This window comes from Microcoleus sp. FACHB-SPT15 (assembly GCF_014849525.1).
Classification (GTDB): domain Bacteria; phylum Cyanobacteriota; class Cyanobacteriia; order Cyanobacteriales; family Coleofasciculaceae; genus Symplocastrum; species Symplocastrum torsivum.
In genome coordinates this window covers 130,401-144,702 of sequence record NZ_JACJNU010000070.1, presented here as the reverse complement: position 1 = coordinate 144,702, position 14,302 = coordinate 130,401, and the positions used below count along the sequence as shown (strand labels likewise).

Below are 14,302 nucleotides of genomic sequence, written 5' to 3'. Positions count from 1 at the left end.
CAATAACTTTCAGACATCCTCTAATTTCAAGACAAAATTAAGAGTAAAAGCCTGTGGAGAATGTAATGACCCATGCGCCTCGCGTCACGGTATGGAACGAGTACCAACACGAAAAAACTAACCCGAAAGTAGCCAAAATCTACCCGAATGGCATCCATGAAGTCATTGCCCAACATCTACGTTCTTCAGGATTAACTGTACAAACGGCGACTCTAGAGCAACCGGAGCATGGTTTGACTGATGCGGTGTTAAATCAGACTGATGTCTTAATCTGGTGGGGACATATCGCCCATGATCGCGTGCAAGACGACATTGTAGACAAAATTCACAAGCGGGTTTTGTCTGGCATGGGTCTAATCGCGTTGCACTCCAGTCACTTCTCCAAGATTTTCAAACGGCTCATGGGTACATCCTGTAATCTCAAATGGCGCAACGCAGGCGAAAAAGAACGCCTTTGGGTCGTTACGCCCTCTCACGCGATCGCTTCTGGGTTAGATGAGTCTTTTGAAATCGCTGCTGAAGAGATGTACGGTGAGTTCTTTGATATTCCTACCCCTGATACTCTGATTTTTGTTAGCTGGTTCGAGGGAGGCGAAGTCTTTCGCAGTGGATGTTGTTATCACCGAGGTCAGGGTAGAGTCTTTTACTTTCGTCCTGGCGATCAAGATTACCCAACTTACTATCAACCCGAAGTGTTGCACGTCATTACTAATGCCGTCCATTGGGCAGCCCCAGTTGCTGTGCCTGAGGTGAAATTTGGCAGACAGCCTAACCCATCCAGTTAACAGTTGTACGGGAAGCGGCAGCGTATATCGTCGCTTAATTGCAAGAGCGATCGCACTCTTTGCGATATGAGCTTTCAGCCTCTATTTTCAAGATAGGTCTAATCATTAGACGATGACGTTACTGCCGATTATCAAAGCCGTGGTAGTGACATTGTTTAAAGTTACCAGAGAACTGAAATTTTGGGAGCCAGCCACTCCATCTGGGTCAATTTGGACTTGAGTATCAGTACCACTCTGCACAAACCGCATATAGCCAGCCGCAATTGGATTAGCCCCCGTGTAGCCAAGGTTATCGAAAAGAGATGTTAAACCAAGGCTATCCCTGCTAATACTAAAGTCAGCAATTATATCACCCTTGTCATTAAAATCAATGTAGACAAACATATCGTTACCAGCACCACCGACTAAGAAGTCAGCACCACTGCCCCCGATTAAGAGGTCATGACCTCTACCAGCACTCACCGTATCATTGCCTGCATTACCCTCAATGACATCATTCCCGCCATAAGCATTGATGATGTTATCACTGGTTGTACCAGTTAACGTCTCGGAGGCGGCGGTTCCCTCAAGGTTCAGTGGGTCAACCGTAAGACTGACTGTAGTCAGTTCGCTCGTTCCACCATAACCATCACTCACCGTGTAGGTGAAGTTGTCTGCGCCACTGAAGTTGAGGGGGGCTATGTAAGTAAATGTTCCCTCCTCATTCTGTACTAGGGTGCCGTAGGTAGGACTGGTGAAACTTTCAATAGTAAGTGCATCACCATCGGCATCAGTAGCATTGGCTAACACATCAAGCGTGATGGAGTTGCCTTCAGTCAACGTTGCAACTTCATCGTTAGTGATAGGAGCATAATTGGTGTTGGCGATCGCTAAATTAAAGGTGTCGCTAACATTTGCCCCTACCTCGTCTGTTGCTGTGACTCTGATGTCTAAGGAACCAACCATCCCGTTGAGAGGAGTACCACTAAAAGCGCGGGTAGCAGCATTAAAAATCAACCAACTCGGTAAGGCATTCCCGTTACTCAAGGTAGCTGTGTAAGCAAGGCTACTTCCGGCATCAACATCACTGAAGGTATTGGCAGGCAGTAGAAAAGAAAAAGGCACATCTTCTGCGGCGCTTTGATTTGGAATTGAGTTAACAACAGTGGGAGTGTCGTTGACGGCAGTAACCGTAACATCAAAGGTTGTTTCGACAGATAAACCATCCGAGTCTGTGGCTCGAATCGTCAAGTTGCCCGTACCGTTGGCGTTGGTTGCATAGTCTAGTATCAACTCTCCTGTAACTGCATCAACGGTTGTTGCTACGAATAAACTGGGATTACTATTGTTGGCGATCGTGTAGGTCAGGTTCGTATCTGTGTCGTCATCATCGGTAAAGGCAGCAAACAAGTCAATCACCGTATTAGGAGCATCTTCCTGCACAATGACATTACTAATGCCAGTGCTAGTCGGAGCTTCTAACTCTCGGTAAAGTTGAGCGTACACTCCATAGCTTGAGCCATCCTGACCAGGACTCGTCCAATTAACAATGAAATCCCCGTCAGCGTCCATCGCAACATTGGAGAACCGTTGAGAATTGTTGGTATAGGTATTAACCTGAAACTCATCACCTATAGCCTCTCCAGCTGCATTGTAACGCTGAGCATATACACCATAGCCAGAGCCATCCTGAGCATTACTACTCCACGTAATTACAAAATCTCCATCGGCATCCATCGCCACTGTGGAGTAGAGTTGAGAACCACTGGTATAGCTGTTGACTCGGAACTCCTGACCTAAAGCCTCTCCGGCTGCACTGTAGCGTTGAGCGTAGACTCCCCAACCGGAACCATCCTGCCCACTGCTACTCCAAGTCACCACAAAATCTCCATCGGCATCCATCGCAATACTGGAGAATCGTTGAGTGTTGCTGGTGTAGGTATTGACCTTAAACTCGCCACCTAAAGCCTCTCCAGCCGCACTGTAGCGTTGAGCATAGACTCCATAGCTAGAGCCATCCTGTGCAGCACTATTCCAGATAACGACAAAGTCTCCGTCCGCATCCATCGCTACCTTGGAGTAGATTTGAGAACCACTGGTATAGCTGTTGACTCGGAATTCGTTACCTAGAGCCTCTCCTGCCGCGTTATAGCGCTGAGCATACACGCCCCAACCAGAGCCATCCTGCCCACTGCTACTCCAGGTAACGACAAAGTCCCCATCCGCATCCATCGCTACCGTCGAAAACTCTTGAGAACCACTGGTATAGCTGTTGACTCGGAATTGGTCACCAATTGCCTCTCCCACCGCATTGTAGCGCTGGGCGTAGACTCCCCAACCGGAGCCATCCTGACCATTGCTACTCCAGGTAACGACAAAGTCTCCATCGGCATCCATCGCTACCGTCGAAAACTGTTGAGAATTGCTAGTAATAGTATTAACTCGGAATTCGTTACCTAGAGCCTGTCCTGTTGCGTTATAGCGCTGGACGTAGACTCCCCAACCAGAGCCATCCTGACCATTGCTACTCCAAGTAACGACAAAGTCCCCATCGGCATCCATTGCGACGGACTGTGGTGTTTCGGTGAATGTGCGTTGCTCACTGCTGGTGTAAGTGTTAACGCGGAATTCTGAACCAATAGGAACAATTGACATAGGAGTTAAGAGGTAAAGGTGAATGAAAAACGAAACTTAAAAAAGGTCGGATTTCTAAAGTTTTCTTGATTAACCTGTCATTTGCGAACTTGGGCGTAGCCAGTAAGAAAACTCTGGCGCAGTAAAGGCTTGTCGCATTTCTGGTCTTTCGTTATTAAGAATCGTTGGACGCAGGACACTGGGCAAAAACTCGACATCATAAAGCTCTTGACAACCTGCTGTAAATTCCAGCATTCCTACCAACTGACCACTTCGGAGATCTACAACGGCTACACCACACAGCAGCCGCTTAAACCGTTGTTGTACAGGTAAACCACCGAATATATGCTGCTCCCGAATTTGGCTGAGTCCGACTAATGCATAGTTACCGACACAGCACAACCCCCGCAAAAAACCCGGTAAAGCGCAGACTACATCGTGTTGCCCTGAGTGAGGATTAATACGCCATAATTCGCCTTCGCCAGAATTGAGTAGCCACAAATAGCGCTCATGCCAACAGGGAGAATGAGGCATTGACAAACCTCGTATTACAATCTCTCCACTCTCGACATCAATGAGAATCCCGCCTGTTGCTTTGTTGTTTCGCCATCCACCAACCTCGTTGCTTTCCCCCAAGGCTGTAACAAACTTAGGTCGTCCGTCTACCATTGCTAAGCCATTTAGATGGCAGCGGTCTTCTGGCGCTAGTTGAGAGATGAAGCGAGGTTGCCAGCGAGGAACAAAGTTGTAGTCTTTACTGAGGGCAGCAAGACAGGAAAAGCGTGTGTTGACGAGCCACAGGTTATCGCTACCAAAAGCCAAGTCATGAATGTTCAGGTCGCCTGTAAAGTAGGTGGCACGGGGTAAGTAAAGAGTGTCATAGCGCCCTGGCTGATTTTCTAAGTATTCATCAGCCAGCAACGGGGCATTAGCAAATAGCCAAACTTCATGATTCGTCGCTAAGGCTAGCCGCTGTTCCTGCACAGCTAGACCCATCGGTTTGGGAAATTGCCGTAGGAGAACAGTCACTTGCTGACCATTCCAACCGACTAAAGCCAATTTACCTGCCTGATAAGTCGTGATGGCGAGTGAACCATTTACCTGACTCAGCCATGCTTGAAAGGCATCAGAAGCATTACACTCAATAACCTTAGGGGCATCAGGTGGAAAAGTAAGTTGATTCATCATTGAGATGCAGTTGAAAGGAGATAGCGTTCTGCTAAATTCATTTAACAATAGACATAAAGGTTCGCTCCTCAAAGAAAGGCTTGGAGCAGGTCAAGAGTAACTTGGTTATTGAAGTAATCGATTTATTAGCAAGAAGTATCCTAGATACCAGAATATTCTCTCGTTATTAGGTAAGGCTAGGTGTTTTACAGAATCTTTATCGAAAAAACACAATTCTAAAATATGTTGCGATAACACAAAACCTTGACTGAATCACAAATTGATAGTCAACTGAACTCTCGCGTTATCAAGCTATTTACTAATAATGTCTGTGTTGAATCTCACTAATCTGTGAACTCCTAAGCCATTTTCTAAAGGTTAGATAATCAACTACAGTTTATGCAGAATATCAAAAGCATTGTTGGGGTTAATAGTGAGGAATCGAGTTTACTGATACTCGTGGATTAACCCTTAAGTAATGTGCAGTTTGTTTTAGAGGAGCGAGAGGTACGAGAATCAATCGAAGAGGTATAGCAAAAGGCAGAGGGCAAAGGGCAGAAAGCAGAAGGCTTTTAGGAATATTGCTTGTACAGTAAGCTTTTTAACCTTTTTCAACTGGATAGTTATTTCTGCCACGCTGCACTCAGCGATTTTGTGAGGTTTGCGATCGCTACTGTAAGGAATGCAACAAGCAATATTTACGGGTACTATTGCCAAGTATTTCTCAGGTGTTGCAAAGTATTGAGAAATATATCTTTCCGTTGAACGATGCTTGACTAGTCGCTTATTGCTTATTGTTCAAGAGTACTGTTCCAACACACCCCACAGCTCCTAGCTACAAAAGTCATTCAGCATGGTTAGAAAAGCCGTTGATTGCATCCTAGAAGAGACAAGACCTGTCCCGATTGTAGAAGTTTTAGAAAACACAGCATTAACAGAGGCGGTTGTTGTTCCCAACCCGCCTCTAACCATATCTAAGGCAGCAATTCGCACCAGTCTCCGAGCATCTACCGTAGATAGTGTCTTTGCCACGATCTTTAGCAGCGCTACCACAGGTATTTTACTGACTAACTTTTTGTTAGAACTCGGTGCGACAAGCGTGGAAATTGGCTTCCTCTCGTCAATTCCCATGTTGGTGAACTTACTTCAACCACTAGGTGCCTACCTGGCAGACCGCACGACCAGTCGCCATTGGTACGGTTTATGTGTTTTTGGTGTGTCACGGCTACTATGGCTGGTTCTATTGCTGTTTGTGGCTCAAATCGGTGACTCCCAGACTGAACACCACCACCTTGTCCTTGCGACACTCGTCATTGTCTTGGCAACGAGTATCCTTAGTGCCTTAGGCAGTGCTTCTTGGTTTAGCTGGATGGCATCATTAGTTCCCCGGCAGTTGCGCGGACGATATTTTGGTATTCGTAATAGTGCTGCTACGTTGATGAGTCTCGTTTGTGTTCCAGTGATGGGACTAGGAATCTCAGTTTGGAGAGGTGGAACACTCCAAGGCTACAGTATTGTTTTATTTTTGGCTGTTTTGGCAGGGTTGATTAGTTTAGCCTTTCAGTTCTTCATTGTCGATGTGAATCCGCAAGCACCACTGCCACAACTCAAAAGCTTGACTGAACGTAACTCAACTGAACCAGTATCAAACTGGTTTAAGGACGGCAACTTTTTGACCTTCCTCCTGTACCTCAGCCTGTGGATGTTTGCCGTAAACCTCAGTGCGCCGTTTTTTAACCTCTATATGCTGGACAATCTGCATCTGGATGTCAGTTTGGTCACGCTTTATGGCAGCTTAACGGCAGGAGCAAATCTGCTGATGTTGGTTGTGTGGGGTAAGTTAGCCGACCGGATTGGTAATCGCCCAATTCTAATCTTGATTGGAATTCTTGCTGCCGTCACGCCGTTGTTCTGGTTAGGAACAGGAGCGAACTCAGCGTCCCTTTGGCTATGGCTGCCTTTGGTGCATGTGTTTAGTGGTGGGACGTGGGCAGCCATTGACTTGTGCAACGGTAATATGCAGATGAGTGTTGCACCTGCACGAAGTCAAGCCGCTTATTTCGCGATCGCAGCAGCGATTACTGGTGTTACGGGAGCGATGGGAACGGCAGCAGGAGGGTTTCTCGCTCAGTCAACGAGTACAGGTGGCTTACCTGGATTATTTGCGCTTTCAGCGGTTTTAAGACTTGTTGCCTTATTACCTTTGGTGTTTGTACAAGAGCAACGTAGTCAATCCTTGACAAAACTTTGGCGTGAAGCGAAGCAAGGATTTAGTACATCGCTGTCGCTCTTGGGAAAGAACGATGCTAGCCTCGCTATCAAAACTCAACCTGTGCCTATTCAAACAGTAAAACTAGGTAAATCGTTCAGAATAAGGAGTAGGAATTAAGGAGAGTAAGTATCAAGGCTTTCTTACCTTGACACTCTTACCCCATAACCAAAGGCAGCATGAACACCGTAGATTATCTCCGCATTAGCCTAATTGACCGCTGCAACTTTCGCTGTCAGTACTGTATGCCTGAAGGAGCAGAGCTTGACTATATTCTGCGGCAGGAATTGCTGAGTAATGAAGAGCTACTAACGTTGCTCCAGGAAGTCTTTATTCCTGTAGGCTTTAGGAAGTTTCGTCTTACGGGTGGTGAACCCTTATTGCGTCCAGGTGTTGTGGATTTAGTAAGAGCGATCGCTTTTCTTCCCGAAACTCAAGACCTCGCGATGACGACGAATGCGTTCTTACTTGCTGATATGGCACAAGACCTCTACGACGCGGGTTTGCGACGCATCAACATTAGCCTTGATTCTCTTGTTGCCGAAACATTTGACAAAATTATCGGCAATCGCGGACGTTCGCGCTGGCAGCAGACTTGGGAAGGCATTCAAGCCGCGTATCACGTTGGGTTCGACCCTTTAAAGCTAAATGTCGTCGTAATTCCAGGGGTAAATGACCAGGAAGTACTAGATTTAGCGGCTTTAACCCTTAACCGCCACTGGCACGTCCGGTTTATTGAGTTTATGCCAATTGGTAATTCTCAACTCTTTGGTGAACGAGCTTGGGTGCCGTCAGAAGAGTTGCGGCAGCGGATTCGCGATGTGTTTGGCTTAATAGAATCCCGCGTTCGGGGTAATGGTCCGGCTGACGTATTCCAAATCCCCGGTGCCTTGGGAACTCTAGGATTTATTAGTCAGATGTCGGAATGTTTTTGCGATCGCTGCAACCGAATGCGCTTATCTGCTGACGGCTGGCTACGTCCCTGTTTGCTCAATGAAACTGGGCAGATTGACTTAAAAACCGCCCTTCGTCAAGGGGTTCACACGGCTGACTTAAGAGAGCAAGTCAGTCAATTGTTGATGATTAAACCAGAGATTAACTTCAAACAACGAGACTCTGGAACTACTGGCACCTATACCCGTACTATGTCCCAAATTGGTGGATAGCTAAGTTGTTGTTAGTGTTTAGTTTTTAGTTGTTAGATAGATAATAGCTCGTTGCTAAAACCTTGTCTCAGAAAGCCTTTCGGACATTTTTTCCAACTAACAACTAACAACTAACAACTAACAACTAACAACTAGCCTAGGCTTTCCGTGAGTAGAACTCAACCACGAGTAATTCGTTAATTTGTAGCGCCACCCACTCACGTTCGACAACACCATTGACCTTACCAGTCAGGTTGCCCTTGTCAAACTCTAAATGGCTAGGAAGGTTTGCCAATCCTGGGAATTGCAAGTTTTGTTCTACCAGACGCTTAGAGCGATCGCGTTGATTTACACTAATCACGTCACCGGGACGACACTGGTAACTAGCAATATTGACCACCCGGCCATTAACCATCACATGACCGTGGTTCACTAACTGACGTGCCGCTGGGATTGTGCCAGCCATTCCTAAGCGGAACACTGTGTTATCCAACCGCATTTCTAACATTTGCAGCAAGGATTGACCCGTTGAACCCGTCGCGCGACGTGCTTTACGGACATAACGGAGCAACTGCTTTTCCGTAATTCCATAGTTGAAGCGGAGTTTCTGCTTTTCTTCCAGTCGAATCGCATATTCTGACCGCTTCTTGCGAGCCTGTCCATGCTGACCCGGTGGGTATGCTCGACGGGGTGTCTTACGAGTCAACCCTGGCAAATCGCCCAGACGGCGCACAACCCGCAGACGCGGGCCTCGATATCGCGACATATAACTTCCTCTTTCTTGTCCTAACTAGGTCTTTACCCAAAACTATAATCTTACACCTTGAAGGTGGGCACTTCAAAGACTTAATACCATTTTCAATAATACTACTTAGTAAACGATGTGATGCAGGCTATGTGTATCCTTAGTTTTTGTGTGCAAAGCGCAGGGCAAGTCTTTGACTAGTGACCAAGGAGTGATGACTAACTAATCAAATCTTCAGAAAATTGTACCTAGCTGATTTGTTCACTGCCTAATGACTACTTCAGACTTGAGAATTGTTTCTTTGCTGCCCAGTGCGACAGAAATTGTGGCAGCGTTAGGGTTAGTTGATGCGATTGTTGGGCGATCGCATGAATGTGATTACCCGGCAGACCTTCAAAATCGACCCATTTGCACAGAAGCACGACTAGATTCAGAAAAATCCAGTGCCCAAATTGATGAGGATGTCGTTGAATTAGCCGGAAAAACCCTAAGCATTTACAACATCAAAATGGATGTCCTAGAACAGCTACAACCAACCCACATTGTTACTCAAGACCAGTGTGATGTTTGTGCTGTCAACTTCGCTGACGTTGAGAAAGCTGTTGCTCAACTCACCAAAAGTCAGCCTAAGGTGATTTCCTTACAGCCAAACGTGCTGAGTGATGTTTGGGCAGATATTGAGCGAGTGGCTGCTGCGTTAGGAGTGGAATCGCAGCCCGTCTTAACAGGCTTACAGTATCGCATTAAAGCTTGCGGACAAAAGACTCAAGGACTGCCTGAGAATTCCCGTCCCAAGGTTGCTGGCATTGAGTGGACTGACCCTCTCATGGCAACTGGTAACTGGATTCCAGAACTCATAAAACTGGCAGGTGGCCAGCCTGTATTTGGTGTTGAGGGCAAACATTCCCCTTACCTACAATGGGAGACTCTCGTAGAAGCTGACCCAGAGGTAATAATTGTTATGCCCTGTGGTTTTGATTTAAACCGGACTCGCCAAGAAACTCAACAGATGGCACAGCATCCCCAGTGGCAAAGCTTGCAAGCTGTCAAAAACAGTAATGTTTATCTTACCGATGGTAATTCCTACTTCAATCGACCGGGACCCCGACTAGTCGATTCTTTGGAAATCTTGGCAGAGATTCTGCACCCGGAACTGTTTGAGTTTGACTATCAAGGAACTGGGTGGGAGCGGTTTTCCTTGTCTTTTTAGATCAACTGGCGTTTTTATACCAAGAACCGACGAGAAAGCCCCATTAGTGGCGAGGCGGATTATTGAGCGTAGCGAATACCGCCTTACGCCTCAAGTGGGGATGAGAGTCGGGTTGATTTTATGGGGTAAACCCCCGTAAAATCAACAACTTACCTGTCTCTACAAACAGGTAAACTATGATAAGATTCAACCATGTTAGTCATTGAAGCAAAGCTTAAAGGAACAAGGAGTCAGTACAGCAAACTGGATGAAGCAATCCGCACAGGGCAGTTCATTCGTAATAGTTGCCTGCGCTATTGGGAAGATAATAAGGGGGTCAGTCGCAATGACCTTCAAAAGCTTTGTTCAAAACTAGCTAAGAATAAGGAAACTCCTTGGGCAGGAAAACTCAACTCTCAAGCAAGACAAGCTCATGCTGATAGAGCGTGGGCGGCAATCTCTAGATTTTACGAGAATTGTCGGTTGGGAAAGCAAGGGTTAAAAGGCTATCCAACCTACAAAAAGTTCAATCGTTCTCTTGAATATAAAAACACAGGATGGGCGTTATCGGCTGACCGTAAGCAGATAACCTTCACCGATGGATTTAAAGCAGGAACGTTTGAGTTGTGGACATCTAGAGATTTAGTTTGGTACTCCGAGAAACAAATCAAAAGAGTAAGGGTAATTCGTCGTGCAGACGGCTACTACGCTCAGTTTCTCATTGACTGGAATAGACAAGAAACTCACGAGTTCAAGGGGGAAATTGTTGGAATCGACCTGGGTTTGAAGGAGTTCTACACCGATTCTAATGGAGAGACTGTAAACAATCCTAGATACCTCAGGAAGTCTGAAGCTAGGTTGAAGAAACTTCAACGACGAACTTCTAGAAGACATATCAAGGGGAAGAAACAGTCTAAGCGATACCACAAGGCACGAAAAGCTTTAGCTAAACAGCACCTCAAGATAAGTAGACAGCGTAAAGATAAAGCGGTTAAAGATGCTTTAGCGCTAGTTAAATCGAAAGATTTAATTGTCTATGAAGACTTGAAGATTCAAAACATGGTGAAAAATCATCACCTAGCTAAATCTATATCTGACGCATCGTGGTATCAATTCACTCAATGGCTTCACTACTTCGCCAAGATACACGGCACTATTGTTATTGCTGTACCACCACATAATACGACTATTGATTGTTCAGTATGTGGGGCAAAAGTTCAGAAAACCCTAAGCACTAGAACCCATCAATGTGGTGAGTGTAAAACAGTATTAGACCGTGATATGAACGCAGCACGTAACATACTGTCGAAAGGATTGAAGCTACTAGCTGGATACTTAAACGGTACTGAAGGGCATTCAGAAACCGACCCTTTCATGGGTGAACGCTCAGGGACAGCTTGACCGCTGGATAGCGGATAGAGATATCGACTATTTAAGTCATCTGGAGGAACTGAGAATCAGCAATTCTGCTGAGAATCCACCTGAGCCGTAAGGCACTGGTGGAGTATGTCAATTCCTCTTTCATGCTTTGAGGTCACCTAATCAGGTGAATGCGATCGCAAGGGATAACAACTACGATTGATAATCTAGGGAAGTTGATTGGCTCAAAATCACAGGGTTGCACGGCTAGAAATCTGATCGACTTATTACAATTATCCGTAGTTTTACGGACATTCTGTTGAGCCGTTGAAGTATGAAACTATAAAGCTCTGTCTTTGTGGGGATGTCATGCGCCAGTTGGTCTCTCAAGCCTTGACAATGTTTACCAGTCTGCTCTACAAGCGGACGGTCATCGTTCTGACGCTGTTACTATGCTCTGGAGTGTCAGCAGCTTTGTGGAATATGTCTCATCTCTCATCAAAGCTGATTGAGACCCAGGCACTTCAGAACGCTACCCTATATGCCCAAGCGCTCAATGAGGCACGTACACTCTACAGTTCCGACGCCGTTGATCGGATCGGAGAAGGTCACGGGATTATCATCACCGACAACTACACGACCCAAGACAAAGCGATTCCCGTACCAGCGACCTACTTAATAGAACTCGGTAATCGGCTTAGTGAACAAAACCCAGGCATGTCAGTTCGGCTGTATAGTGAGTATCCCTTTCCCAAGCGGCGCAATGACGGTGGAGCCAGAGACACGTTTGAGCGAGAAGCACTCCAAATCTTAAGACAAAATCCCAAACAGCCATTTTTTCGCATTGAGAAGTTCCAGGGTCGTACAGCATTGCGATATGCCCAGGCAGATATCCTCACACCCAGTTGCATCAATTGTCATAATACTCTTCCTGATAGTCCCAAAAAGGATTGGAAAGTCGGGGACGTGCGAGGGGTTCTAGAGATTACTACTCCCCTCGACAGCTTCATGAACAAAACCAAAGAGGGCCTCCGGGGAACCTTCGCGATGTTAGCGATGCTCTCTATGTTGGGTGTTGTAGGAATCACCCTAGTTATCGGTAGATTGCGGCAAACATCCAAAGAGTTGGAGCGACGTGTGATTGAACGCACGGCCCAACTCCAAGAGGCAAATGAAGAACTTGTCAAAGAACAGGAAAAGTCTGAGAGTTTATTGCTCAATATTTTGCCCAAACCTATTGCTAATCAGCTAAAAGAGGGACAACGGCATATTGCCGAGGGCTTTACTGAGGTGACGATTCTTTTTGCGGATATCGTTAACTTTACCCAGTTGTCGGAAAAGATATCACCAAGAGAACTCGTTAGGTTGCTCAACGAGATTTTCACGGGATTTGACCAGCTTAGTGAGCAACACCAATTGGAGAAAATTAAGACGATTGGGGACGCTTATATGGTGGTGGGTGGTATTCCTATAGCCCGCAGTGACCATGCAAAAGCGATCGCGGAGATGGCGATCGATATGCAACGCGCAGTTGCCCAATTCAATGCTAAGCATGGCACTACACTCAATATCCGCATTGGAATTAACTCTGGTCCTGTAGTTGCCGGAGTCATCGGAACAAAAAAATTCATCTACGACTTGTGGGGTGATGCTGTGAATACAGCTAGTCGCATGGAATCCCATGGTGTTGCAGGATGTATTCAAGTCACAGAATCAACCTACGAATACTTACGGGACGATTATGTATTTGAGGAGCGTGGTGTCATCCAGGTTAAGGGTAAGGGAGAAATGGTTACTTATTTCCTTTCTGGCAGAAAAGTTAAAAACTTAGTCGGTACTGTCTAAAAAGCTTTGCACAATTCCCTATGCTGAAAAGAGATACAAAAGTTTAGGGAACGGATATATGACAGATGCATCTTATATTTTTCTCGCTGGGGCAAGTCGGGGCGTTGGTCGAGAAATCGCTAAATGCTTGGTAGAACAAAACCAGAAGGTAAAAGCCTTGCTGCGTTCCGAAGCGTCTCGCCCGGAATTAGAAGCAATGGGAATTACGGTGGTAATGGGAGATGCCTTGGATGCGACGGCTGTCGAACAGGCGATGTTAGGAGAACCCATCAATGCTGTTATTAGCACAATCGGTGGTTTACCTAAAGAAGGCGATCGCGCTGACTATCTGGGTAACAAAAATCTTATTGATGCGGCTGTGAAGGCAGGAGTGCAAAAGTTTATCCTTGTTTCTTCGATTGGTAGTGGAGAAAGCGTTGTTGCTATACCACCGCAAGCACTGGAAACATTAAAGGCTGTCTTGATCGAGAAGGAAAAGGCAGAGAAGCACTTGATTGAGAGTGGACTCACTTATACCGTAATTCGACCAGGTGGCTTAAAGTCAGAACCAGCCACAGGAAATGGTGTAGTTACAGAAGACTACAAAGTTGCTGGAACAATTCACCGCGCTGATGTTGCCCAGTTAGTTTGTCAGTGTCTCGTTTCTGATGCGGCAAATAATAAAATTCTCTCTGCGGTTGATCGGCAGATGATGTATGGTCAAACCTCGTTTGAAGAACTTAGCTTGACTTGAGGGGTTTAATCCAATGGCGGTGGAATGCCCAATCCAGGGTAAAGCGGGCGACAAGGAAACATACAATACTCTCAAGACTCAACACACCCAATAACCAGAAAGTGTCAAGCAAATTCTGGTTGATCTCAACAGGAGCAAGCCCTCGTACTAAGCCGAAAGCTAGCACAGCTCCATCTTTGAGGTGTGAATTTTCATCATCTCGAATCACATAGCGGTAGGTGATGCCAAAGAGGAAACCACTAATAAAAGCGATCGCGATTCTTCCTAGCCAATCTACAGTGGTTGTCATGTGTAAGGCAGTAAATCTCTCAAACTCTGCCAGCACTAGACTATTGCCTACCGCGATGACGCTCTCAACCAGCGCCAGGGACAACGCTGACACAGTGCCAGCTTTTAAAGATTCAATTCGCTCAGCAGACTCGTTCACAATCCTCACCTTAAGCTAAAGACCG

11 protein-coding genes are annotated in these 14,302 nt (G+C 46.1%); 7 read left to right on the top strand and 4 right to left on the bottom strand.

All coding sequences use genetic code 11. From position 1 onward, the window contains the following. The first annotated feature begins 65 nt into the window (after positions 1–65). Entirely contained in the window at positions 66–785 is a 720-nt protein-coding gene (locus H6F98_RS30925) for a ThuA domain-containing protein (protein ID WP_192222568.1), read from the top strand. A gap of 105 nt (positions 786–890) precedes the next feature. On the opposite strand, the gene H6F98_RS30920 is transcribed toward H6F98_RS30925, so the two are convergent. Together H6F98_RS30920 and H6F98_RS30915 are read right to left on the bottom strand one after the other, a co-directional pair. Beyond that, on the bottom strand, positions 891–3,419 hold the full coding sequence (locus H6F98_RS30920) for a tandem-95 repeat protein (protein ID WP_192222567.1): 2,529 nt from the start codon (positions 3,417–3,419) through the stop codon (positions 891–893). 69 nt (positions 3,420–3,488) lie between these two features. Continuing rightward, positions 3,489–4,586 (bottom strand): TIGR03032 family protein, encoded by a 1,098-nt coding sequence (locus H6F98_RS30915; RefSeq protein ID WP_199349124.1) that lies wholly within the window; start codon positions 4,584–4,586, stop codon positions 3,489–3,491. Between the two features lie 832 nt (positions 4,587–5,418). On the opposite strand from H6F98_RS30915, the gene H6F98_RS30910 reads away from it, so the two are divergent. Together H6F98_RS30910 and moaA are read left to right on the top strand one after the other, a co-directional pair. Next, positions 5,419–6,954 (top strand): MFS transporter, encoded by a 1,536-nt coding sequence (locus H6F98_RS30910; protein WP_192222566.1) that lies wholly within the window; start codon positions 5,419–5,421, stop codon positions 6,952–6,954. Positions 6,955–7,013: 59 nt separating this feature from the next. After that, positions 7,014–8,000: a GTP 3',8-cyclase MoaA gene (gene moaA / locus H6F98_RS30905; protein ID WP_192222565.1), complete on the top strand. Its 987-nt coding sequence runs from the start codon at positions 7,014–7,016 to the stop codon at positions 7,998–8,000. Between the two features lie 136 nt (positions 8,001–8,136). On the opposite strand, the gene rpsD is transcribed toward moaA, so the two are convergent. Beyond that, positions 8,137–8,745: a 30S ribosomal protein S4 gene (rpsD, locus tag H6F98_RS30900; protein WP_192222564.1), complete on the bottom strand. Its 609-nt coding sequence runs from the start codon at positions 8,743–8,745 to the stop codon at positions 8,137–8,139. A gap of 250 nt (positions 8,746–8,995) precedes the next feature. Here rpsD and H6F98_RS30895 point away from each other — a divergent pair, with 250 nt between their 5' ends. The 4 genes from H6F98_RS30895 to H6F98_RS30880 all read left to right on the top strand — a co-directional run bounded on the left by H6F98_RS30895 (position 8,996) and on the right by H6F98_RS30880 (position 13,850). Beyond that, positions 8,996–9,934 (top strand): cobalamin-binding protein, encoded by a 939-nt coding sequence (locus H6F98_RS30895; protein WP_192222563.1) that lies wholly within the window; start codon positions 8,996–8,998, stop codon positions 9,932–9,934. A gap of 192 nt (positions 9,935–10,126) precedes the next feature. Further along, entirely contained in the window at positions 10,127–11,314 is a 1,188-nt protein-coding gene (locus tag H6F98_RS30890) for an RNA-guided endonuclease TnpB family protein (RefSeq protein ID WP_199349123.1), read from the top strand. Positions 11,315–11,641: 327 nt separating this feature from the next. Next, positions 11,642–13,117, top strand: coding sequence for an adenylate/guanylate cyclase domain-containing protein (locus tag H6F98_RS30885; protein WP_192222562.1), 1,476 nt, complete (start codon positions 11,642–11,644; stop codon positions 13,115–13,117). A gap of 58 nt (positions 13,118–13,175) precedes the next feature. Then, complete coding sequence (locus tag H6F98_RS30880) at positions 13,176–13,850, top strand: SDR family oxidoreductase (protein ID WP_192222561.1); 675 nt, start codon at positions 13,176–13,178, stop codon at positions 13,848–13,850. Here H6F98_RS30880 and H6F98_RS30875 read toward each other — a convergent pair. Further along, the gene (locus H6F98_RS30875; RefSeq protein WP_313929974.1) at positions 13,837–14,277 is read right to left on the bottom strand and encodes a hypothetical protein; all 441 of its coding nucleotides are present in this window, start codon (positions 14,275–14,277) and stop codon (positions 13,837–13,839) included. The two genes, H6F98_RS30880 and H6F98_RS30875, sit on opposite strands and share 14 nt — an antisense overlap. Between the last annotated feature and the right edge of the window lie 25 nt (positions 14,278–14,302).